This is a genomic window from Paenibacillus phytorum (assembly GCF_013141715.1).
GTDB classification, from domain to species: Bacteria; Bacillota; Bacilli; order Paenibacillales; family NBRC-103111; genus Paenibacillus_E; species Paenibacillus_E phytorum.
On sequence record NZ_WHOA01000169.1, the window covers coordinates 31,761 to 55,562 of the forward strand.

Annotated in this window: 17 protein-coding genes and 1 pseudogene; 13 read left to right on the plus strand and 5 right to left on the minus strand. The window is 43.7% G+C overall.

The genetic code is table 11. The features are described 5' to 3' along the window. Positions 1-299: 299 nt before the first annotated feature. A pseudogene (locus GC098_RS41960) lies at positions 300-932 on the plus strand (chitinase N-terminal domain-containing protein); the annotation flags it as partial. A gap of 76 nt (positions 933-1,008) precedes the next feature. Here the strand turns inward: GC098_RS41960 and trhO are convergent. Next, entirely contained in the window at positions 1,009-1,914 is a 906-nt protein-coding gene (gene trhO, locus GC098_RS25280; protein ID WP_171645982.1) for an oxygen-dependent tRNA uridine(34) hydroxylase TrhO, read from the minus strand. An 85-nt stretch (positions 1,915-1,999) separates the two neighbouring features. After that, positions 2,000-5,755, minus strand: a complete 3,756-nt coding sequence (locus tag GC098_RS25285) for a response regulator (protein ID WP_171645983.1) — start codon at positions 5,753-5,755, stop codon at positions 2,000-2,002. A gap of 161 nt (positions 5,756-5,916) precedes the next feature. On the opposite strand from GC098_RS25285, the gene GC098_RS25290 reads away from it, so the two are divergent. The 9 genes from GC098_RS25290 (at position 5,917) to GC098_RS25330 (ending at position 16,293) form a co-directional block, all read left to right on the plus strand. Next, a complete protein-coding gene (locus GC098_RS25290; protein WP_171645984.1) occupies positions 5,917-7,623 on the plus strand; it encodes a methyl-accepting chemotaxis protein in 1,707 nt (568 codons plus the stop codon). A gap of 106 nt (positions 7,624-7,729) precedes the next feature. Next, a complete protein-coding gene (locus tag GC098_RS25295) occupies positions 7,730-8,863 on the plus strand; it encodes a stalk domain-containing protein (protein ID WP_171645985.1) in 1,134 nt (377 codons plus the stop codon). Positions 8,864-8,990: 127 nt separating this feature from the next. Further along, positions 8,991-9,311, plus strand: a complete 321-nt coding sequence (locus GC098_RS25300; RefSeq protein WP_171645986.1) for an SPW repeat domain-containing protein — start codon at positions 8,991-8,993, stop codon at positions 9,309-9,311. 90 nt (positions 9,312-9,401) lie between these two features. Continuing rightward, positions 9,402-11,498, plus strand: coding sequence for a class I SAM-dependent methyltransferase (locus tag GC098_RS25305; RefSeq protein ID WP_171645987.1), 2,097 nt, complete (start codon positions 9,402-9,404; stop codon positions 11,496-11,498). Positions 11,499-11,619: 121 nt separating this feature from the next. Next, complete coding sequence (locus GC098_RS25310; protein ID WP_171645988.1) at positions 11,620-12,387, plus strand: NUDIX domain-containing protein; 768 nt, start codon at positions 11,620-11,622, stop codon at positions 12,385-12,387. A gap of 69 nt (positions 12,388-12,456) precedes the next feature. Then, complete coding sequence (locus GC098_RS25315) at positions 12,457-12,996, plus strand: cysteine hydrolase family protein (protein ID WP_171645989.1); 540 nt, start codon at positions 12,457-12,459, stop codon at positions 12,994-12,996. Positions 12,997-13,065: 69 nt separating this feature from the next. Continuing rightward, positions 13,066-13,899, plus strand: a complete 834-nt coding sequence (gene nadE / locus GC098_RS25320; protein ID WP_171646003.1) for an NAD(+) synthase — start codon at positions 13,066-13,068, stop codon at positions 13,897-13,899. A gap of 5 nt (positions 13,900-13,904) precedes the next feature. After that, positions 13,905-15,347, plus strand: a complete 1,443-nt coding sequence (locus GC098_RS25325; RefSeq protein ID WP_171645990.1) for a nicotinate phosphoribosyltransferase — start codon at positions 13,905-13,907, stop codon at positions 15,345-15,347. Between the two features lie 106 nt (positions 15,348-15,453). Next, positions 15,454-16,293 (plus strand): aldo/keto reductase, encoded by an 840-nt coding sequence (locus GC098_RS25330; protein WP_171645991.1) that lies wholly within the window; start codon positions 15,454-15,456, stop codon positions 16,291-16,293. A 73-nt stretch (positions 16,294-16,366) separates the two neighbouring features. On the opposite strand, the gene GC098_RS25335 is transcribed toward GC098_RS25330, so the two are convergent. Continuing rightward, positions 16,367-17,161, minus strand: coding sequence for a hypothetical protein (locus tag GC098_RS25335; protein WP_171645992.1), 795 nt, complete (start codon positions 17,159-17,161; stop codon positions 16,367-16,369). A gap of 536 nt (positions 17,162-17,697) precedes the next feature. Between GC098_RS25335 and GC098_RS25340 the strand changes: the two genes are divergently transcribed. The 3 genes from GC098_RS25340 (at position 17,698) to GC098_RS25350 (ending at position 21,896) form a co-directional block, all read left to right on the plus strand. Further along, the gene (locus GC098_RS25340) at positions 17,698-18,009 is read left to right on the plus strand and encodes a 23S rRNA (pseudouridine(1915)-N(3))-methyltransferase RlmH (RefSeq protein WP_171645993.1); all 312 of its coding nucleotides are present in this window, start codon (positions 17,698-17,700) and stop codon (positions 18,007-18,009) included. 566 nt (positions 18,010-18,575) lie between these two features. Then, complete coding sequence (locus GC098_RS25345; RefSeq protein ID WP_171645994.1) at positions 18,576-19,661, plus strand: ABC transporter substrate-binding protein; 1,086 nt, start codon at positions 18,576-18,578, stop codon at positions 19,659-19,661. Between the two features lie 12 nt (positions 19,662-19,673). After that, complete coding sequence (locus GC098_RS25350; protein ID WP_171645995.1) at positions 19,674-21,896, plus strand: sensor histidine kinase; 2,223 nt, start codon at positions 19,674-19,676, stop codon at positions 21,894-21,896. A gap of 177 nt (positions 21,897-22,073) precedes the next feature. Here the strand turns inward: GC098_RS25350 and GC098_RS40935 are convergent, their stop codons facing one another. Further along, positions 22,074-22,196 (minus strand): hypothetical protein, encoded by a 123-nt coding sequence (locus GC098_RS40935; RefSeq protein ID WP_281367122.1) that lies wholly within the window; start codon positions 22,194-22,196, stop codon positions 22,074-22,076. Positions 22,197-22,442: 246 nt separating this feature from the next. Further along, positions 22,443-23,780: an S-layer homology domain-containing protein gene (locus GC098_RS25355; protein WP_171645996.1), complete on the minus strand. Its 1,338-nt coding sequence runs from the start codon at positions 23,778-23,780 to the stop codon at positions 22,443-22,445. Positions 23,781-23,802 lie beyond the last annotated feature (22 nt).

Below are 23,802 nucleotides of genomic sequence, written 5' to 3' on the forward strand. Positions count from 1 at the left end.
ACAGTGTAGTGGATGCAGCGGGCAATTTGGTGCAATCGACACATACATTCAACGTGAATGCGAACGTTACGTTCAGTCAAGCTACCCTTGCAGCTGACGTGGTATCGCTGAAGCCGGGTGAAACGACAGCTACACACCTAACTGCGACATTAAGCAACGGAACACCTGCTGATCTCAGTGGTGCAGTATTTGCCTATAACACAAGTAATGGCGCGGTAGTTACTGTAGATGCACAAGGTAAAGTTAGCGCTTTGGCAGAAGGTACTGCACAAATTACAGCTGCCGTCACCCTGAGTGGAAAAACAGTACCAACAAACGCTGTGACTATTACGGTTGTGAAGCCGTTATCGGATGGGGCACCTGGTAAACCTGTTTTGTCAGATAATAGCGGTCAGGTAACTGGATTAAAAGATGGTAACTATACAGTCACAATGAACATGTGGTGGGGGAATAATGGCTCCGTGTTCAAGCTGTACGAAAATGGCACACTCATTAGTACGCAAACATTGACAGACGCGTCTCCAGCGGCGCAATTGGCTAAAGTAGATGTGAAAGGTAAAGCGAACGGCACTTACACCTATACGAGTGAACTTATTAATTCCTTCGGAACAACAGCTAGCAGCCCACTTGTGGTCAAGATTACAGACGCATCGCCAGGTAAACCGGTACTATCTCAAGATAACTGGGATGGAGATGGCAGCTACAAGGTGACGATGAACATGTGGTGGGGTACCAACGCTACCGAGTATCGCCTATACGAAAATGGCATCTTGATCGAAACGAAGAGCTTGAATGCAGCTTCTCCAAGTGCACAAAGCGCAGTGTCGACGATTGCCGGCAGGGCCATTGGTGTGTATGAGTACCGCAGTGAATTGGTCAATGCGGGTGGCATTACCTCGAGTGACAAGATGACAGTGAAAGTAACGAAATAAGAGTCAACCTATCTCGTACGTTAGTACCGCAAGAGAACCCCCGACCTGTAGATTGGGGGCTCTTTCGGTACTAAAATTATGCTTCAAGCGTACTCATCGTTTTCTCTTCGCATTCCTTCGAGCAGAAGCTATTATGCTTCTCTTCACACGCTTCGCAGCAGATATGCTTCAAGTGGCAAGCATCGTTCGCACAGTTGATGTAGCGATCTTCTGCTGTTCCGCAGTGGTAGCATTTGCCTACGACGATATCTTCGTCTGTACGGTTGATAGGGACTGAAATCCGCTCGTCGAAGACGTAGCATTTGCCATCGAATAAGCGACCTTGAACATCTTCATCTTTCCCGTAGCTCACAATACCGCCATCCAGCTGATAAACCTCTTTGAAGCCTTCCTGTAACAGGAAACCTGACAGCTTTTCACAGCGGATACCGCCGGTACAATACGTGAGAATGGGTTTGTCCTTAAATTCTTGGAGATTGTTGCGAATCCATTCCGGAAATTCCTTCGTAGTCTCAACCTCTGGACGAATGGCGCCTCGGAAATGTCCAATATCGTACTCGTAATGGTTGCGTCCATCAAGGACGATGACATCTTCATGCTGGAGCTTCTCGTAGAATTCCTTTGGCTTCAGATGTGTGCCGGTTAGTTCGTTCGGATTCACGTCTTCTTCAAGTCGGAAAGTGACGAGTTCCTTTTTAGGACGAACAAATAACTTTTTGAAAGCATGCTGTTCACTTTCATCTATCTTGTAGATCATGTCTTTGAACAGTGGCATTTGACGCATCATCGCGATGTAAGCTTCGGTTTGCTCGACCGTTCCTGAAAGCGTTCCGTTAATGCCCTCGGGAGCAATAAGGATGCGGCCTTTAATTCCGAGCTTTTTGCAATAAGCCAAATGTTCCTGAGCTAAAGCTTCGTGATCTATTACGGTAACGAATTTATAATACAACAAAATGCGATATGGAGCGCCTTCTACTGTCATGATTAACTTAACCACCTATACGTATAAATTGCATGCTCATACTGAGAAAAGCATAAGCATATAGTGACATAAATCAGCGTATTTTTCAATCTAACAGCAATTTTTGGATGGAATGAAAAACTTCCTCCAGAGCAATGGCAACCGATTGAAGTTGGTTCTGGATCATGCTGGTATTTGTTTCATCAGGCCCATCGTTATGTTCTAACATTTCTTCAAGAGCAGTTGCCGCGGCGAATACCCGATTAGCTGACAGGTTGCTAGAAGAGCCGCGCAGCGCATGCAGCTGACTTAGGGCTTCGGCATAGTCACCCTTCTGAATCGCAAGGGTTAATTGCGGAATAATAGGAGCGGATTGACTTTGAAATTTCCGAAGCATTTCGCGATAGATCTCGGTTTTTCCGCCAAGCCGTCCGAGTGCTTCTTCCATATCAAGCCCTGGAACGGCCATCCTATTCTTCTCGCTTAGAACAGCATCGACGGCTGCAAACAACCGGCTAGGAATGATGGGCTTGGAGATCACTTCGTTCATACCAGCCCGAATACAATCTAAACGCTTCTCCATAGTAGAGTCCGCGGTTAAAGCAATAATAGGAATGTTCATCCATCTAGGCTCAAGACGAATTCGTTTGGTAGTCTCAATGCCATCTAGAATGGGCATATGAATATCCATTAAGATCAAGTCATAATCATTATTCTCTAAGTCATTTAATGCTTCGAAGCCATTGGAAGCCAATTGAATGTCACAATTCATACTATTTTCCAGCAGCGAACGAGCGACAGTCTGATTAATTTCATTATCCTCGACTAGCAGAATGCGATGAAAGGATGTCATTATTTTTGCTGTATGCGGGAAGTCTGTCGTAGTGATGAGTTCCTTATCGGCCTGTGTGCCTGTTAGTGTTTGCAGTGTCTGGTATAGTACGATTCGCGAGATAGGTTTGACTAGAATGGCATGCGGTGCCGACTGTGCAGGCAGCTGCTCCAAAGCATCCCTGCCCGATAAAGTAGTGTAAATAATCGTTAAAATGTTCATTCGACTGCAGGCTTCAAGCATGCCCAGCCAAACTTCCTCTCTGTACATATCAACAGCTTCCATATCAAGCAGGATCACATCTACGGGAATAACATCAATGGCATTCCTTGCTTCTTTCCAAGAATAAACACCGGCTGCTTCTGTACACATGGATTGAAGGGTATGAACAAGCACTTGGTTCAGACCAGGGTGATCTTCCACAATTAATGCGCGCAGCGGGAGGATTGCCTGAGTCTTTATAGGTTGCAAGGACAACGTGAAAGGCAAGCTAATCCGGAATTCACTGCCGAGCTCTGGTTGGCTTGACACCTCGATGGTACCGCCCATATTCTCAATAATGTTCTTCGAGATAACAAGACCGAGACCCGTACCCCCGAATTTCCGACTCGTTACTTCATCGGCCTGAACAAACGGCTGGAATAGCTTGGATAGGTGCTCTTCATCCATCCCGATGCCTGTATCGCTGACAGTAAAGCCAATTCTGACTTCTTCCACTCGGAGCTGTTCCACGTAAACACGCAGTGTGACTGTTCCTTGCTCGGTAAATTTTATCGCATTGCTAGTTAGATTCAGCAAAACTTGATACATGCGTAGGGAATCCCCAATGAGTCCAAGCGGCACATTGTCATGGATATCACAAATAAAATCAACCGGTTTGTGGCCAAGCAGCACGCTAAGGGTTTCACAAACACGGTCTATGGTCTCATCCAGCTGGAACGCATGATGTTCAATGGCGAGCTTGTCCACCTCGAGCTTCGAGAAATCCAAAATATCATTAATAATATTAGATAGGGACACCGAGGATCTGACTATTTTACTTATATAATCCCTCTGAAGCATTGACATGGTCGTTCGCTCCATCAAGTAGGAGAGTCCGACGATGCCATTGAGAGGTGTCCGAATTTCGTGACTCATACGAGCCAGGAAAATCCCTTTAGCCAGATTAGCTTCATCCGCTTCTTGCTTCGCTCGAATGAGCTCCTCTTTGGAATGCACTTGGTCCGTAATATCGCGCGTAATGGCAGAGAAATAACACTCATCTTTGTCTGCTGGGCAATGGGGCACGATGATAACGGAAATGAATATTTGCCGTTGTTCCTTCGTTAGGACCTCTGCTTCAAATTCCCAGAATCCTTCCCGAATAGCTGTGTTCAGACCCTCTTCAAAATTAATGTCATTCTGGATATCTACGTACGCACTGAAATGTTTGCCAATGGTTTGCTGTTTATCTAATCCAATTATGCTCTTGCAAGCTTGATTCATATAAAAAATATAGCCTTTCTCATCAAATGAGAGAATGGAATCACGTGCGCTTTCTACAATCGTTAACAGCCTCTCTCTAGACTCATTGCTCTCCTTAATATCACTAATATCTCGAGCGATGAATACGAAACCTTTCAGCTCGCCATTCGGATTTGTAATGCTGCTGACACTAACCTGAACGAAGAAACGAGTGCCATCTTTGTGATGCCAAGTCCATTCAGAATCCTCTTTTAGGTGACGTAACGTTCGGATCACGAGAGCTGTACAATCAGCTGGCACATATTCCCCAAGCTCTGACGAGTATTGCGCGGCTCTTTCTATCAGTTGTTCTTGATCCAACCACAGGAGGGGCGTTGCTTTCTTATGAACTTCTGCTAAAGAATAGCCAAGAAGCTGTACAGCTCTACTGTTGAGATGATTAATGGTAAAGGAAGGATCTGTCACGATCATGGCATATTGATTGTGATGAATGAAAGCTTCGAACGGCTCGAATAGCTCACGTAAGTTTTCTATCATGCCATTCACAGAATGGGCAAGAGCACCCAGCTCATCCTTGCTTTTGAAAATAAGCGGCTTTATGTAGAAATTACCCGCAGCGACTGATTCTGTGACATGGAGAATTTGCTTGATGCGTTTAATAATCAGTGTATTCGCAGTCAAGTAAATGAGGAAAAAAATGACCACAGCCGTCATCACAATTAATCCGATAGTCGACCAAAGCAAGGGGCTCGTTGGAGCTTCGAAAGCTGAAAGGGGCATGGAATAAGCAAGGTACCAGTCTAATTGAGGTACACGCGCATAAAACCACCGAGCTTTTTGACCGCCGTAATAAGATTCATCCAGAAATCCTTCGTTCGTCTGCATCGCTTTTTGAAAGGCTGGTCCGAGTGAAGGGTATTCAGTGAAAATATTAAACTTCAAAATTTGAGTTGTATCGGTATGATGCAGAATGAGTCCCTCTTGGTTCACGATAAGTATTTCGCCCTTCTCCAAAGGGGTATGAAGATGCTCGAAAAAGATTTGTTCCGCATCAAGAGAGATGTTTACGATACTGGTCACTTCGTTTTTTTCATTGAAGACAGGTGCGGTTATGGAAATGATGTATGTACCGGTTATTTGACCGATTTCAGGATCAGAGATGAATGTTTTCCCTTTTAGAGCCTCTTGGAATCTTCGTTCCCCTGTTGCATAAAGTGTTTGTCCAGTAGTGAGAGTCATATAGCCATTGAGATCTATAATTCCCATGGAATGATAGCGATTAGCGCCTGTTTTTAATTCTTGGGTCAAAAATTGGAGCCGCTCCTCAAGTGTCCCATGCTTCATAACGTCTACACGACTTATTAGCTCCACTTCTGCTAAACGAATGGATAAGAAATCGTATAAATTTTGTGCGGAATTGGAAACGGAAGTTATCGATTGCTCTTTCATTTGATGAATAAGTTTATCTCTCGAGAGCCGATAATTTGTAATCCCGACAACAGTTAGGGAAATAGAAGTGATAAGAACAAGCAATGAGACAAGTTTGAAACGTAAAGATGATGACATGTGTAACCTCCGTGAAAATTCTAACTGTTAGCAAATCTAACAGTTTTACAATGAATGTAAGGTAAGAAATTTAATGATTAAAGATTATGATGATTGCAGCAGATGAATTGAGTATACATCATAGTTGGATCATTCATTCATTATTTGGGGGGAATTGGCACATGCGACTTACAGTGCGAACAAAAATGATTACGGTATTTGCAATCATCTTTCTGATGATTGGAGGATTAAGCTGGACAGATATGAGTCGAATGGGCGCGTTGAAGGACAATACGAAAAAGCTTGCTGAAAATTGGATGATGGGCATTCAAATTATTGAAGAGATTCACTATAACTCGGAGCATTTATTAGCATTTTACTATCAGAAGAAGCTAGAGCCAGATGTTAAAAAGCATGAGCCACTTGATGCTGGCATGGCAGCATCAATCGCAAGTATTGATAAATTGTTAGCAGATTATAAGGAATCCCTTGCTGGGGAAGAAGATGCTAATAACTTCACCGAACTTAATAAGAATTGGGAAGATTTCAAAGCTGCTTTTATGAAAAATAAACAGAATGCCGCTGATCCTAGTAAAGTAAAGGAAGCTGCAGAAAGCCTCCAGGTGATGGCAACCGCTTTTGGAAAAGCGCAAAAAACGATGGCGGATATGGTTGTGTTTAATCAAGAGGGAGGAAGAAAAGCGGAGCTGGAAAGCTTGAATGTATACAAAACAAGTGTGAATACATCTCTTATCGTTCTTAGTGTCATCATTGCATTCATGCTAATTACTTGCTACATACTTGTTAGAAACATTTCCTCACCCGTTCGTAAAGCATCACAATCCTTAAATCGGATAGCGAATGGGGATCTTACCGTTGAACCTATTCTAGTAAAAAATAAGGACGAGATTGGCGATTTAGTCGGTTCTGTTAATCAGATGGTTAACCATTTGCGTAAGTCTGTAGAGCAAATGATGCTTGCCTCGAATAGCGTTGCGGCATCGTCTCAGCAGTTGTTTGCCAGCTCCGAGCAGAATACATCTGCCTCGCAGCAAGTTGCACAAGCTGTTCAGGATTTCGCAACTGGATCCGATAAACAAGCTCAAAGCTCGATGGAATGCGGCAGAGCGATGGAAGAAATGACTGTAGGAATTCAACGGATTGCAGAAACAACATCGGATGTATCTGAATTATCGATTTCTGCAACGCAGCTTGCTGAGCAAGGGACCCATTCGATGGAGCGTGTAGTGATCAAGATGCAAGCAGTGAGCCATTCTGTGGATGCTGCGAACAAAGTCATAAAAGAATTGGAAAAGCATTCACAGAGCATCGGTCAGATCTCTACGTTAATTGGAAATATTGCCTCGCAAACCAATCTTCTTGCCTTGAACGCAGCGATTGAGGCTGCTCGTGCCGGAGAGAGCGGAAAAGGTTTTGCAGTTGTTGCTGGTGAAGTTCGTAAGTTAGCGTCGCAGACGGATGATTCTGTACGTGATATTTCCGAACTCATTTCGAACATTCAAAGAGATTCTGCACGTGCCGGTCAAGTTATGAGTACGGGGCAGTCAGAAGTACAGGAAGGTCTTAAAGAGGTAGGGATTGCGGAGCTAGCATTCGGTAAGATCGTCAACGCATCGCAAGAAGTTGCCAGTAAGATTCAGGAAACGGCTGCGGCGGCTCAGCAAATGGCTGCAAGTTCGGAAGAAGTTTCGGCAACCGTAGCAAGTGTAGGCTCTGTTGCGCAGCAAACTTCCGGGACAGCTCAGTCGGTAGCGGCTGCAACGGAAGAGCAGCTCGCGTCAACGGAAGAGATAACAGCTTCTGCAGAAAGCCTTGCTGGTATTGCTCAAGATTTGCATCAAATTGTGAGTTCATTCCGAATTTCATAAAAGATTGTTTTACGATCAGACTTTCTGGAACGTTGGCGCGTCTAGTTATCGTAAAGGTTAATTCAACCGAAGATTATCACGATAACGAATGAGGAGTGAACATGAAATGAAAAAGAATCCGTATAACATGTTGAAACTTGGTGTAGTCGGATGTGCAATGCTGGTGGGAGTTAGCGGTGCTGTATTACCATTAACAGGTATGGCTTCAGCGGAAACAGTTACCGTAGTACCAATTCTTTCACCAGTTGCATCTGAGTCAACTTCTCCAGTGCAAGTGAAAGAAGTAGAGCTTACCTCTAAAACGCAGGATCTAATAACCAATATCAAAGTGCCGCAGCTTTCAGGTATGTTGGATACGAAGTATCAAGAGCAAACGAATGACATCATTTTATCTCACGCGAACAAAGATTTGGCGAATTGGGAGAAAGAGGCTGCTCAAGCCGCTGCTGATGCAAAAACGAATGGTTTCACTTATCGGCCCTACGAGCTGACGATTAATTATGTGTTGAAATCGGATGGTTCGAACAACCCGGCGGGTGTTGTCTCACTTGAAGTCACAACATATGCTGCTACAGGTGGTACAGGTATGCCGCGCGTTGATACGTATAATGTGCTGAATCGCGAACAAGGGCAGCGTGTTACTTTGCAAGATCTGCTTGGTGATAACTTCAAGGAGAATGTAAATACCGGAATTCAGGCCAAAATCAATGAAAAGCCTGAGAATTATTTCAAAGATGAATTTAAAGGCATCAGCGAAGAGCAAGGCTTTTATGTAGAAAAAGGCGAAGCGGTTATTGTGTTCCCGAAATATTCGATTGCGCCAGGCTCCAGTGGGACTCCGGAATTCCGTTTTAGCTTGCCTGAGAAATGGAATATGACACCTAAACCAGTTGCGCCCCTACCTGTTGAGAAAATGAAGCTGGATTTAGTGGCAAGCGATAGCCTAACAAATGCAGAAGGCGTGAGTCTAGTGCCCTTACGCAAAGTAGCAGAAGGACTTGGCTACGAAGTAAAATGGAATCAAGAGACATACGCTGCTGAATTGAAAAAGGGTGCTGGGTGGACGAGTGTTTCCGTAGGTCAAGATAGCTATTTCTTTGCGAAAATGGCTCCGGTTACGCTAGGGACAGCTCCAGTTATTCTTAACGACACGCTATATGTGCCTTTGAAATTCGTAACGGACATCCTACGTGCAGATGTGAAAACGGGCGATGCAGGCGCCATTCATATTGAACAATAAGAAATTTAGAAGCATTAGCCTCTTGCTGCCTATTTATTTGGGTGAGCAGGAGGCTTTTCCATTTCACCATACTGAAAGCGTTTGCGTATACTATCGCATCTCGTAAAGTAGGAGGTGGCAGCAGACGATGTATTTGAAAAACTTATTGTCCGCTTGTATGGGCCTTTGGTTTCTGGTGAGTCCCTGGGTGTTCGGCTTTGAAGCTCATACGAATGCACTTTACACCTGCGCGCTGCTAGGCAGCTTGCAGTTCGTAGCATCTCTGATGGCCCTAGGGAAAACCGGCAAAAAGGTTTGGCAAAATTGGCTTTGTTTTATTATTGGTGCTGTATTCATTGTCGTTCCCAACGTGTATCATTTGGATTTAATGGCCTTTTTTTCATTTGTCGTGTTTGGCTTTATGACCATACTGGTCAATTACGCCAATCTATATGCCGATCATCAATGAAGTAGTCGAATGCGGAAACGTGAGATTGCCATGAGGTTGGTTTATACTAGTCATATAGTGATAGGTAGGATGGGAGGATCATATACCGGCATGTTAAGTTCATTAGAATTAATAAAAAGGTATCGGGCAGGGGAAACAAATGCCGCAGACCAACCTAAATGGTTAACCTATATCGTTTCGGCGGAGGAACGCATCGTTAACTTCGAGCGGATTCAGTCGATCCAGGAGCTGGCACAGGCGAACCCTGTGCTTGATTATGTTGAGCGGACATTGCACATTTTGGATGGACTAGCGTTGTCTTTTTGGAAGAAAGATTTACTAGAAGAGGTGTTGATCTGGTCTGAAGTAGCGAAGGGTGGGACTTCAAGAGAGCGTTTCATATGGCAAGAAGCAGGTATTCATCTTTACGTCCATAACCTTGGTTCGGCGCAGCTGTATAAGCTAGATAAAGGAAATCCAAGCGATAAGTCAACTGTCATACATATGTTAATCTACACGCATGGGCTAATTGGTCAAACAATCCGTGGCGAAGTTCCGCTTAAAGAACATGCACCGTTAATTCGTTTGATGAAGGATAACTTGCTTTCAGCTGATGAATTAAGAGGCTTGCTCTTGCCGCTAAATCAATGCATTATTGCAGGTGTGTCAGAAGAACTCTGGCATTCCGTTCGTAATGAAGTTGAGTCAATGATTGAGCAGATCGTATCCGATTCATTGGAAAAAGAGCCTGCCATAAAGGATCGCCTTGCCAGACTACGGGGAAACACGATTCAAAAGGGAGAAAATTTCGATGCCGAATATGGGAAGCTGCTGGACGAAGTTCCATTAGATGCGTTGACGGCATTTTTAGATGGTAGAACTCTGTGGTTCGTAGAAGCGGCCCTGCAAGAATTTTCTTTGGAGCAGTTGGTGAAAGTATTCCTGATTATCCAGTTTTCAAGTGATCAAGCGGATTCTATTCAACACATTAGCTTCGAACCTTTGATGAATACGATGTATTACGATTACAAGGGCAGCAAAAAGGTAAACGTGTATAAGAAGAGGATGATTGAGAAATATTTGGGTGAGCTTGCTTGGAATGATTTGATGAAGGATCCGTTGGAATTATCGCAAGAGTTCAAACCCGATGGTAACTGGGGCAATGCCCATCTAAAGCACCTCATTGATCGAAAGCCCCAACTCCCGGACACGATATTTTTTACCTTCCAATTTTCTCCTGCTGCAGAGAAGCTGATTGAATTTTGTGTGGAAGCAGAGAAATCTCCTCTATATGAAAAGGCGGTTCTGTTATTGTTCGATCTGTTCGAATTGCGCAGAGATGCCTATGACCGGTTTCATAACGAGGAAGAATACTTAGCCACGATGAACCAAACGGCTGACTATAAGAAGATGATGCTGGATTACGTTGTTGGGAAGCGGGTTGTTGATATAGGACCTGGCGGCGGGGTTATGCTGGATCTCATTGAGCAGTATTTGCCGGACAAGCATCCGATTGGGATCGACATTTCGTCGAATGTGATTGAAGCTCTGGAACGCAAGAAGCAGCTGGAGGGGCATCGGTGGGACGTTATGAAGGGGGATGCACTTGATCTCAAACAGTATGTAGAGCCGGGCTCAATCGACACGGTTATTTTCTCATCGATCCTGCACGAATTATATTCCTACATCCCTTTTGGCGGGAAGAAATTCAACCATGCTACGGTTGCTGCAGCGCTGCGAAGCGCTTTCGATGTTCTCGCGCCCGGAGGCCGAATTGTTATCCGAGATGGTATCATGACGGAACCTGCCGAACAGAAACGGACCATTCGATTTCTGCAAGAAGGGGCGATGGCTTGGCTGCAGCGGTATGCGAAGGATTTCGCAGGGAGAACGATTCAGTATGAAGTCGTAGCTGAGGATGAGGTCATGATGCCCGTGAATGATGCGATGGAATTCCTTTATACATATACGTGGGGTGAAGAAGCTTATGTGCATGAAGTACAGGAGCAATTCGGTTACTTTACCCCAAGCGAGTTTACTGCGTTCATCCTGGATACATTAGGTAATGAGGCCAAAATCGTGGAGAGTAAACACTTCCTCCAGGAAGGGTATACGGACGCGTTGGCAGATAAAGTAAGGATCATGGATCAAGATGGAAACGTGGTTCCGCTGCCGGATAGCACGTGTTTGATTGTGATAGAGAAGTGAGCAGCAAACCAATCGATGAATGCCTATTGAAAAAGAGTTTTAAATATGTCATAATGAAATTATCAAATCGACAATATAGAGGGAATTGTGAAATTGTGATTAAGCAGGTGATCTAATAAACATGCCAGTAGAGAATGAAAGCAATTACCAAGCTAGTAAATATCGCACACCTGACGGCGCGCCTACAGATATCGTCATCTTTACGATTACCTCAGAAGGAAAAGGCTCAGTGAAGAAGTCGCTTCCTACTCGGGAGCTGCAAGTGTTATTGATTCAAAGAAAGCAATGGCCGTTCGAAGGCCAGTGGGCACTTCCAGGTGGGTTCTCAATGGAAACCGAAACGATTCAAGAAAGCGCCCGGCGCGAGCTAACGGAGGAGACGGGGGTTTCGGACGTACACATTGAATATTTCAATGTGTATAGTATGCCACAGCGCGATCCTCGGGGGTGGATGATCTCGCACGCGTTTTTTGCACTTGTGCACGAACGCCATCTTGAGAAACGTCAAGCCGCTGATGATGCAGCTGATGTTCGCCTTTTCCCTATCGATGAGGCGCTGGCGATGGATCTTGCTTTTGACCATGAAATCATTATTAAAGATGCTCTTACTCAAATTCAGCAGAAGATGCTGACGACGACGATTGCCAGAGAGTTCCTGTCCGAAGAATTCACGATGAGTGAACTGTATCAAGTCATTCAAACGGTCGTTCCGACGTTCAAGGAACGGAATTTCATTCGTAAAATCACATCAACACAAAGTCGCAAAGGGATTATCGAAGAAGTTCTAGATCATAACGGACAGGGCAAAATGTCAAACCGTTACTCCCAGCGAGCTGCTCAGCTGTACCGATTTACCGATTATGTGCCTCAGCTGTCCATTTACAGCTAGGCCTCTCTTTTCTGTTTTGATATTGTCTTAATAATAATATCAAATATACAATATGAAGGAGTGTTTAGGATGAGAGCTCTTATAATCATTGATTATACGGTGGATTTTGTTATTGGGAAGCTTCCTTGTGGGGAGCCGGGTGTTGCGATTGAAGCGAGAATTTGTGAAATTACAGAGCAATTTTTGGCCCAGCAGGACTTTGTGGTCATGGCCGTAGATCTCCACGATGAACAAGATCCTTTTCATCCAGAGACGAAGTTGTTTCCTCCGCATAATATTCGCGGCACAGCGGGACGCGATTTATATGGCAAGTTGAAAACTGTACATGAGCATAATAAGAGCGAGATCTATTGGATGGACAAAACAAGATACAGCGCCTTCTGCGGCACCGAGTTGGAACTTAATTTAAGGGCAAGAGGAATTCATGAGCTGCATTTGGTAGGTGTTTGCACGGATATTTGTGTCCTGCATACAGCTGTGGATGCTTACAACAAAGGCTTCGAAATTGTTGTTCATGAAGATGCAGTCGCTAGTTTTAATCAAATGGGGCATGAATGGGCCTTACAGCATTTTCAAGGTACACTAGGGGCGAAAGTTGTTCGTGGTTAAAGTGATAGCTGCGTTGGCAGATGAGGTATGAATCGGACAGAAATCACGGAGAATGAGGAGATGGTGAATATGCGGAATCTTAAGCAAGAAACGATTCAAGCTTCATTATTTGTGCAGGGGAACATCGACGTGGATTACGAAATCGATCGCCGAGTAAATTTCCTCAAAGCCTATCTGATTCATACAGGAGCCAAAGGCTATGTGCTCGGGCTATCTGGAGGTCAAGACTCCACATTAACAGGTAAGTTGGCTCAAATAGCCATCAAAGAGCTGAATGCGGAAAGTAGCACTGAAACCTATCAATTCATGGCTGTAAGGCTGCCTTACGGTATCCAGAAAGATGAAGCAGATGCACAGGCTGCAATTCGTTTTATTGGGCCTAGTCGTGTCATAACGGTCAACATACAATCGGCTGTGGATGCGTCCGTACGGCAATTTGCCGAAGCTACAGGTGAGGTTTTGAGTGATTTTCACAAAGGAAATGTGAAGGCTCGTGAGCGCATGAAGGTGCAGTATGATTTGGCCGCGCACTATCAATTGCTTGTTTTGGGGACGGATCATGCGGCTGAGGCAATTACCGGATTTTTCACGAAACATGGGGATGGTGCATGCGATGTGGCTCCGATCTATGGCCTTAATAAGCGGCAAGGCAAGCTGCTGCTGAAGCAGTTGGGTTGCCCTGAACATTTGTATTTGAAAAAACCTACAGCAGATTTGGAAGATTTGAAACCAGGTCTTCCGGATGAAGAAGCGCTGGGAGTCACTTACGATCAGTTGGATGACTACTTGGAAGGAAGCCCCCTACTCGCTTCTGCTGTGCAGAAGATTGAGGAGCGCTACGCCATTACCGAACATAAACGCAGGGGTCCAGTAACGTGCTATGACAATTGGTGGAAAGGATGAATCCTATGAAATACGACAACTTGACGCTTCACACAGACAAATACCAGATTAATATGATGTACGCGCATTGGCTGCAGGGCACTTATAAGCAGAAAGCTGTTTTTGAAGTATACTTCCGTAAGCTGCCTTTCGGGAGCGGATATGCGGTCTTCGCTGGTTTAGAGCGGGTGATTCATTACATTCAAAATCTGCATTTTGGCGATGAAGAGATCGCCTACTTGCGGACACAGGAAGAGAATTATCGGGAGGATTTCCTGGAAGCGCTGCGCGCGTTTAAATTCGGAGGAGATTTACAAGCTGTACCGGAAGGTACACTTGTCTTCCCGAATGAGCCGCTCGTACGCGTAGTAGCACGGATGTTCGAAGCGCAGCTGGTTGAGACGGCGATTCTCAACTTCGTGAACTATCAGACGCTTGTTGCGACGAAAGCTTCGCGGATCAAACAAGTTGCGCCGCGCGATGTGCTGCTGGAGTTCGGTACAAGACGCGCCCAGGAGGCTGACGCCGCTATCTGGGGCGCAAGAGCGGCCTATGTCGCAGGGTTTCATGCGACATCCAACCTCCGAGCCGGGATGCTGTTCGGCATCCCGACCAAAGGCACACATGCTCACGCATGGGTGCAGGCGCACGACACGGAAGAAGAAGCCTTCCGTGCTTATGCTGAGGCGCTGCCGGAGCAAGTGACGCTGCTCGTTGACACGTACGATACGCTGCGCAGCGGAGTACCGAACGCTATCAAGACGGCGCGTCTGCTGCAGAGCCAGGGCAAGAGCATGAACGCCATTCGCCTGGATAGCGGCGATTTGGCGTATTTATCCCAGCAGGCAAGGTGCATGCTGGATGAAGCGGGCTTTCCCGAGGTGAAGATCGTCGCATCCAATGATCTGGATGAGAACATCATCGAGGGGCTGAAAGCCCAAGATGCGAAGATCGATGTCTGGGGCGTCGGCACCCAGCTCATTACTGCAGCCGATCAACCCGCGCTGGGCGGGGTCTACAAGCTGGTGGCCCGTGAGAAGAACGGCGAATTCGTGCCGGTCATTAAGATCTCGGGCAATCCCGAGAAAGTAACCAATCCGGGCTTCAAGGAAGCTTACCGGATCATAAACAAAAAGACAGGCAAAGCGGAAGCCGACTATTTGGCACTTCAGCATGAAGTCGATATCAAAAAGGGGGAACGCATCAAGCTGTTTGACCCCATCCACCCTTATATCTACAAATATATTGATGACTATGAAGCAATTCCACTGCTCCAGCCCATCTTTCTCCAAGGGAAACTTGTCTATGAAGAGCCTGCGTTGGATGGCATTCGAGATTACCATGCGCAGCAGATGCAGTCCGTTTGGCCGCAGTATTTGCGTAAGCTTAATCCGGAAGTTTATCGTGTGAATTTAAGCGCGTCATTATGGAAGCTGAAGATGGATTTAATTCATGAGCATCAAGGGTAGCTATTGCACAAGTATGTGATCTTATTTCCAGATGTTATGATGGTTATGTGCGTTCTCTTCCAAAGAGCCGTCATACTATTATTTTCATAATGGAGGTATTATCCTAATGTCATCTCAATCTAATCGAGCATTTACAGACGGAGTCACACTAAATAATGGCGTACACATGCCATGGCTGGGACTAGGCGTTTATAAGACCAAAGAAGGTCAAGAAGTGATTGGCGCAGTGAAAACTGCTATTCAATTGGGCTATCGCAGTATAGATACAGCGGCCATTTACAAGAATGAAGATGGCGTCGGGCAAGGTCTTCGTGAAAGTGGTGTGCCGCGTGAAGAGATTTTCATAACGACCAAGGTTTGGAATGCCGACCAGGGCTATGAATCTACCCTGCAAGCGTTTGATGCTAGCCGTAAGCGGCTCGGTCTCGAAATGATTGATCTTTATCTAGTTCACTGGGCCGTATCTGCCACGTACAGAGAGACTTGGAAGGCGCTCGTTCATTTGTACAAAGAGGGATACGTCCGAGCCATTGGAGTCAGTAATTTTCAGATTCATCATTTGAAACAAGTTATTGAAGATACAGGTGTTGTTCCAGCCGTGAATCAAGTCGAGTACCATCCGGAGCTTGCGCAAAAAGAGCTTCTATCATTCACTCGTGAGAATAACATTCAGCTAGAAGCATGGAGTCCCCTCATGCAGGGGAAACTCGATCATCCCGTACTGACGCAGCTTGCTGCCAAATACGGAAAATCTCCGGCACAAATTGTGCTGCGCTGGGATATTCAGAATGGCGTTGTGACAATTCCGAAGTCAGTTACAGAGCACCGAATTCGGGAGAATGCGAATATTTTTGATTTCGAACTAAGCACAGATGATATTGCCCTTGTGGATTCGCTAAACGAAAACAAACGCATTGGTCCCGATCCTGACCATGTAACTTTCTAGTTTTAAGTTGAGGAATTTCCTGTTTGGTACAGGGGTTCCTCTTTTTTTTCGAATGGTTCCCTTCCCTTTCGTTTCATTGTAACAACGCAATCATCTGATACACCTCGCGATGATCGCCGGGGAGCAAGTAATTGGCGACTTTGAGCTGGGAGGAACCATCACCGTCCAGGAACAGCCCATCCACAAGCATTCCATTTCCAACCTGTTCTTGTACGGCTGTGCGGAACTGTTCTCCGGTGCATGGCGTTGGAGCCACGACTAGATAAACGTTGTTATTCCTGTCGTAGACGATACCTGATCGCATGCGCTTCTCGTTAATGACGGGCATCTCTTCCGCTATCGCTTGGTCCACCCATCCGTCTGGATTCGTAAGTCCCATGCTCACGCCTCCCTGCGCCCAATAATGAGCGCGATCCATCACCTTCAGCTCGTCCGCATGTTCAACGACTTGAATGGTGAAGGTTTGAGCCTTCTCATCCCATACGAGCGTACCCCGCTTGCGGTCAATATTAAACCAGCCAGAGCCGTAATCGCCAGGTTCCCCTTTGACGGGATGATCATTAATGACAGCGATGCTAAGGAGATAGCCCTGCCAGAAAAAACCGCCATTAATCCCATTTTCCTGCCTTTCTGTCACATTGCCTGTAATTGCTCTCAGCCCTATGTTCTGTGGCGGAGTCCGTATACTATGGAGCGTGACGCCGTTGCTAGCTTGGTGGATGCTATATTCGGAAACAGGGAGGTTTGGTGGTGGTTTCACCCTAGCATGAGTTCCCCAGATGATGGTCCATATCAAACTAGTTATCATAATAAGGAGATAGATAAGTAGGTAGGCTGCATTCATTTTTACAAGTCGTAACCTATACATGGGGCAACTCCTATTCTCTTATATCTGATCCTTTCTATGATTCTATGAAATTATATTTTGAATTATGCTTGTAAATAAAAAAACAGTTGAGCGGGAGAATATGGATCCCGTGCAACCGTTTATTTTTACAGATAAGAATTTATATGCTTTGGGGTTGTCCCATAAGGCGTTCATCTTTAGGCTGCCTCTGTTTTCACTGTTGCACTACATGGAAAACCTACTGTTAATTTGGGTGTTTTTTCATAAAAAGCTAGTTTACATGGAAAATCTCCCGTTATTTCTGATATTTTCTCGCTGAATAGTGATTCCCCCCTAAATTAGAGGGAGGTTTTCCAGTTAGATGACCGTTTAGAGCAATTAACGCCTAATGAACTGGAGGAATTCCTGTTAGATTTCGCTCCGTATCGAAACAAAATAGAGGCTGCTCGCTTGGTTATTAACCTTTTGAGTCAGCCTCTTATTTATTTGAGTTGGGAGAAAGGTCGAAATACATGAACTTGAAGGATAATTGATTGGATTATATCCAATGATGTCTCATGACATCGATATTAACCGTAGGGAAATTGAAGGAGCGCTATCTCGTGGACCGGATCGCGGAGTATGTGAAGCGCATTGGGCCGTATGCCAAGGTGCAGATGATAAAGGTGCCGGACGATAAGGCACCGGAGAGCATGAGCCCTGCTGAGGAGCAGCAGGTGCGTATGAAGGAGAGCAATCAGCTGGCCTTCGTGATCTGCGGCTTGCTGGAGCTATCGAGCGAGCTGCCGCACAAGCTGATGCGGTTGGTGCTGGTGGGGCAGGTTTATCGCGTGATGCGGATAAATCGCGGGGAACCGTACCATAAGTAAGGGCTAAATTTTTTGGCAGTAACCCCTTATCTTTCGTTGCATCGAACATATTTGCCGGGAAAGAAGGGAGGGCTGGATAAAAACGCAAGACAGCTTCGCAGGGCCTACGTTCCTTTTGCGAGCAAGCTAGGCGAGGATGGTAGAGCTGTCCGGCTTGAAACTATATCCGGCTCTTCTTCGATTCTTATACCTTCTGCAGCCCGCGTCTCGCAATTTCACCGCTCTGCGCCACCGACGGCAAGCTCCTGCTAACTCGCTTGCTAAGCTATCCGATCAACTCCACCAGAACATTACCATTTTTAAAGTATAAGTAAATGCACTATTCAAGGTGAAGCTTAGGCTTCATCCTTTTTGTTATCTGAGGAGCTGTGGAAATATTTTGCAAATTACACTAAAGGGGAATCTCCATACGATAAGATTCTTCTTTTTTAGTTCTCATTTACTTGAAAATGATTAGAAGCAAAGTATATAAGTGCAGGAATTTGTTGAGAAGTATCAAATACTATATATTGTCTAATGTTTAATGTCGAAGGGTTAATGAATATGTTATAAATGGGGACGTTACGATGAAGAAACGGAAATTAATAATAGTAATTATTTCGATTATGATATTAGCAGCTGTAGGAGTAACGTACTCTTATATAACGAGACCGATAAAGATAGGGGTTATTATTCCTATCCAGTCGCCTCTTGGTAATGAAGAGAATCTTTTTGTACGTTATTATAGAGACGCACATCCAAAGATTGGACAAAGACCTGTAGAGTTGCTAATCGAAAACAATGTGGAAACAGAGAAAGAAATAAAGACTGCATATGAAGAAATGAAAAATAAGGGAGCCTCGATCATTATAGGCGGTGTCACTAGTGAAGAAGGGAAATGGCTCTCTGAACAATCCGCTATGTACGATTTGCCGACATTCGGAATTACAGCTTCTACAGCACTATTAAAAGATAAGAAGGATGCATTCTTCAGGTTTGTTCCTACGAATGATCTGCAAGCCGAACTTGTCGCAAAGTATTATAGTAAACTAGGAAAGAAAAAGCTTGTGCTGATAACGGATATTAAAAATAAATCCTATGTGGAACCTTTTGCAAAAGTAATCACAGAAAAATTTAATGGGAAAGTTGTGAATGTTCCTTTCCGTGCCGATGAAGAAACGTATAACAAAATAGTAAGTAATAATCCAGATTCTGTATTTTGTATTCTCCAGGCTAAGGATGTAATCGATGTTATTAATAATTTGAAGGCAAAGCACCCTGAAATTAAAATAGGTTCGTCTTCGTGGGGTTCAGCAGAAATTTTATCGATGTATTCGAGCCCAGTATTAGATGGAGTGTTGTTATTTTCAGGCAGTTCAAAAATAATTGGAGAAAAATTCAAAACTGAAATTTCTAATTTTCAAAGTAAATACGACATAGAAGCTACAAAAGGTACAAATTATGCTGCATCCGTTATAAAAGCGATTTATCGCGGCATAGAAGCTGTGGGAGATTCCAATGAAGCATTAAAAAAGTACTTTGAAACACCTCGTGACTACGAGACCGCCTATGGAAAAACACAGCTAAATGAGTATGGGGATACTTTGCTTAATAATATGATTGTAATGGTGACCACAGAAGGTAAAGTATCCAATGAAGAGATTTTGAAATAAGGAGAAACTGCCTTGAACAAGAGCATTAAGATACTTTGCGATCGAATTATTAATTTTTTGCGATTGAATGTGGCATTACTCTTAGCGTTATACATTGCTACTCTAGCATTATTTATTTTTATTCAATTCTCTCAAAATAGCAAGTCAGCATCTTTATGGATGAAGATCTTTGATAACAGACTTAAGCAGATCGAAGAAAAGATTGATTCTAAAAGCGAAAGGATCCCATATGTCAACTATCTCAGTATTGGGATTGATGGAACGATAGACGAATCAACAGCTGGCTTTCTGAAAGGAATTAAGCTAAATGCTAACGGTTTGTTCGCGAAAATAAACAATTTGAAACCTAATGAGGTCAAAATTATTATTTATCCTGATATGGTAGACGGTATTCAACGCGTTCATTTTGTGAAACGGTATTCAAATCACTATGTCGTCTATTCGTTCGATGCAAAAAACTTTTTCCCTGAATTTTCGATTAGCGATTCAGAGTTGATCATGGAAACGCAGGGGGTAATTTGGTATTCAAGCAATTCGCGAAATATTGGTAATGGATATGAGAAATCGTTTCTTAGTGTGAAGTCAGGTCAGTTCTATATGACAATATCCAAAGGCCAGACTGGTATTAATCATACAAGTATCGTCGTCGTGTATAATATTACTTTTCAAGTAGAAGCATTTTTGGCATCTGCGCTACTATTGTTGGCCGTATTAATTGGATTGAACCGCCGAATAAAAAAAATACTCGGAGACTTTGTATTGTTGAAAAGTGAACAGCAATCTCTTGGGAATTTTATAAATACGTTGTCTAATAATGTCATTACTCGTCAAGTGAATTTACTTTCGAATTTAGTAGATGCAAATACGGTAAATCGGGATTTTATACGAAATGAAAGAGAGGGACAATTACAATTCGAAGAAAATAAACGCTATAAAATGCTAATTGAAAAATACGTGGATGAAATATTATTTTTATTTGATACGATACAATCTCAAAGCAAAATATTAGAAACGACGATTGAAAATATTTCTGATGCGTTTACCGTTTATGATAATCAAGGAAAGCTTATTCTCATTAATGCTGAGGCGCGTAAACTTTATCATATGTTTGATGAAATAAAAAACATAGAAAATGTGTATGACGCATTAGAATATTTTGATATGCAAGGGAACATCATTCCACAAGAAAACCATCCCATCTTCAGAGCCTTACGAGGTGAAAAGGTTCGGAATGACCTGGTTATCATAAGGCAGCCGGATAAGGAACAGATCACTGAAATTAATGCAACACCAGTCTATGAAGAAGATGGAAATTTTGCTTACGTTGCGTTATTTCATCGTGATATCACAGAGATTTATGAGAATCAAATGATGTTTAAGAGACAGCAAGAACAATTGCTTCATAATGAAATTGAGAAAAACGAAGCGCTGCAAAAAGCAATGCAAATGAAGGACGAATTCTTTGCTCTCGTTTCACATGAGTTTAGGACGCCTATAGGCGTTATTTCTGCAGCTATTCAAGCGATGGAATTTAAATGTAAAGATGAATTGTCGCAGAAAGCAAGAGGGTATCTCAATATGATCCGACTTAACTCGAATAGGCAATTAAAGTTGGTTAATAATATTTTAGATTTGACGCATGCTGAATCCGGAAATATGAGAATTGTGAAGAAAAATGTTGACATTATTAAATTATCAGAGTCAATCACCGATTCTGTTCGAACCTATACCGAGCAAAAAGGAATTAAATTGCTCTTTACCACAACAATAGAAGAGATGGTTGTTGGAATTGATGTTGAAAAATATGAACGTATTCTGTTGAATCTACTTTCAAATGCAATTAAATTTACAACAAGCCAAAAGACAGTTATCGTTAAAATTTCTCGGAAAATTGTTAGAGGAAAGTATAATTTAAGTATTCAAGTCAAAGATCAAGGGATCGGTATTCCGATTGATAAGCAGAAAATTATTTTTGAAAGGTTCGGACAGGCAGACAGTTCGCTTACACGACCAGCTGAAGGTACAGGACTGGGGTTAACGCTTGTAAAGATGATTGTGGAATTAATGGGTGGAGCAATTCAATTAGAAAGTAAAGAAAATAGAGGTGCCAAGTTTATTGTGTTATTTCCAATGGAAAGTGTGCAAAAAATTCCAATGGAACAAATTGAAGAACCAATATCGGATGTCAGATTGCTTCAGGCGAGTGCGATTGAGTTTTCAGATGTCTATGTGTAAGGGTGTTGATGGAGTAACGAAATCGCATGAACGAAAAGGGATCTAACCAGCTCCTTTTCGCGCCTCTATTAATCGCGATTTAGTTTCGTCCTCGGGTAATATTAATTACGCCATATATATGACGGGGATCTATCCTACGTAGTCGACGCCAACTTCAGTTACTTCTAATAATGATAGTTACATTGCATATAAGAATACCCCACTGGTTACAACGTCTTCAAACAGCGTTCTTGCCAATGACAGCAGCAGCGCAACAGCTGCATTCGTAGTAGCTGCGCCAGCGCACGGTACGCTCGGCACCGAATCGTCAGCCTGTCGTGCAGATCATGAAAATAAAAATCCATAAGAACATCAACGAAGGAGCATGCCGCGGCAGCTCCTTTAGCATTTTTCGCCGTTATGACCGTTAAGGTGAACCTTACCATAAGTAAGGCTAATTGTTTGGATAAAACTGCATCGAAACAAGGAGATGAATACAAAATTGCAAATGCGCGTTAAACCTAAAAAGGACCGTCAGGATGATCTCTCCTGACGGTTTTTCTTTAATTATTTAAAATCGCCTAACAAATAATTGTAGAAGGGTTCGTCCACCCAGAACTTGTAGGAGTCGACGTTCAAGCTGGCATTAATTTTCTTTAGGCCAGTAACGACATCGTCAGATTTATCGCTGAGGGAGAAGGACTGTGCATAATAATGGCCCTTACTGACTTTATTATTAGCAATCACTTTATAGTCTTTCACATCGGTTAATGAATAGTAGAGTGGCTGCCACCAGGAAGAATAAATAAGTCCTGTCTCGTCTTTACTGTTCTTTTTAGCATATTGGAAAATGACCTGCTGGAACTTGTCCTTTTGCTCGGCGTTATCGAATTCGAACTCAATGTCATATTCCTTGGCGTAGGCTATGAAATTGCCGTTCTCGATTTGGACGACTTGATAATCGTCGGTTTGTGTCGGCTCGCCCCATTCTTTCAAATAGATGAAAGCAGATGTTTTAGGCTCCAGCTGTACTCTCGCTTGGATGTTCTCGCTGCGCAGCAGTCCGATTAACTGAATCGCATGTGTAATATCAGAATGTCCATAGGTGAGAGAAAGCTTTGGATCAAAGTTCGCATCGAAACGAGAATCTTTCAAGTTGTAGCCGGTAACTAGATTCTTTTTCAAGGCTTCATCGAAGTCAGCACGCAAATCCGTTGATGAGATAAGATCCTCCGTACGCCAGGTATCATTAATTTTGCGGAAAATATCATCATCGGAAGTCGTTCCTATATAGTGCTTGTATTGTCCTTGGAAAGTAAGAATCTTACCCAGCAATTCGTTCGCAAAGCTTTCGCCAGCCGCAGCATCCGCTTTGAAATCGGAGGAGACGAGGCCAGTATCAATAGCGGCGGCCAGCTCTTGGGCGGCCTGCAGCGTTAGTTGATTGTTTTGATCGTAGTCAATATGTACTTTAGCCAGAGCGGCTTTGATTTTATCCTTTGGATATGTATATGCGAGTTCTTTCAAGCCGGCGGCTTTTAAAGCGATGAAAGTTGCCTGCAGCTGGGTAAGCGGCTGATCACCCTGCAGCTTGCCTTCGGATAGAATGCCTTTTTCGTGCAAAGCAAGCGCTGCTTTGTAATAAGGGCTATCCTTTTGCAAGTCTGTAAATACATTGGTCTGATCTTTCGCTTCAGCCTTCAAGATGCGGTCAACTGCGATAACGAAATCGCCCTTTGTTAAGGAGTCTGACAAGCTGATGGTATACTGGTTTTTCAAGAACTGTTTGTAGGAGACTGCGGAATCACTCGCTTCAGCGGCAGAGCTTAATGTGCTCACAGAGGAGAAGAGGACGGCTGTTAAAACAGCTATTTGCAAAGACTTGCGGGATTTCAATGGTTTCATAAAAATAAAACACCTCCGGATT